We start from the raw sequence: 531 nt of genomic DNA, 5'->3' as shown, positions 1-531 counted from the left end.
GCTCGGCGGTGCTGCCGCTGGTGACCCGTGCGCAGGCGCCGATAAAGGCGACGCGACATATCGATTGCGACGCCGCGCTGATCGGCACCTGGACCTGGCAGCCCAACCGCATCGGGCTCGACTGGTTCCTGACCAAGGTCGTGCCGCATCTGAAGCCGGATTTCCGCATCAGGATCGCCGGCAGCATACCTTCCAGCATCAGTTCGCCGCATCCTGGCGTCTCCTTCGTCGGCAGGGTTCCGGACGCGCAGGCCTTCGTGCGCGGCGCCGCCGTTATTCCCCTGATCAGCACCGCCGGCAGCGGCGTGCAGTTGAAGACCATCGAGGCCTTCGAGCTCGGCCTGCCGTCCGTCGCCACCAGCCGCTCGCTGCGCGGCATCGGCTATCGCCCCGACAATTGCGTGGTGACCGACGACCCGATCGCTTTCGCCGCCGCCCTCCAGGCGGCCGCGGCCAATATCCGCGACGTCGATGGCAGCGCGTTCCACCGCCGCCAGCTCAAGGCGCTCGACGACGCGATCGGGCATGGCC

Annotated in this window: 1 protein-coding gene; it reads left to right on the top strand. The window is 68.7% G+C overall.

Going from position 1 to position 531, the window contains the following annotated elements:
• Nucleotides 1–531, top strand: a 531-nt coding sequence (locus tag EOA27_RS39545) for a glycosyltransferase family 4 protein (RefSeq protein ID WP_127259106.1), incomplete at both ends; no start/stop codon positions are given.

It is taken from the genome of Mesorhizobium sp. M2A.F.Ca.ET.037.01.1.1 (assembly GCF_003998075.1).
Classification (GTDB): Bacteria; Pseudomonadota; Alphaproteobacteria; order Rhizobiales; family Rhizobiaceae; genus Mesorhizobium.
The sequence above is the reverse complement of the archived record's forward strand: the minus strand, read 5'-3'. Positions and strand labels throughout refer to the sequence as shown.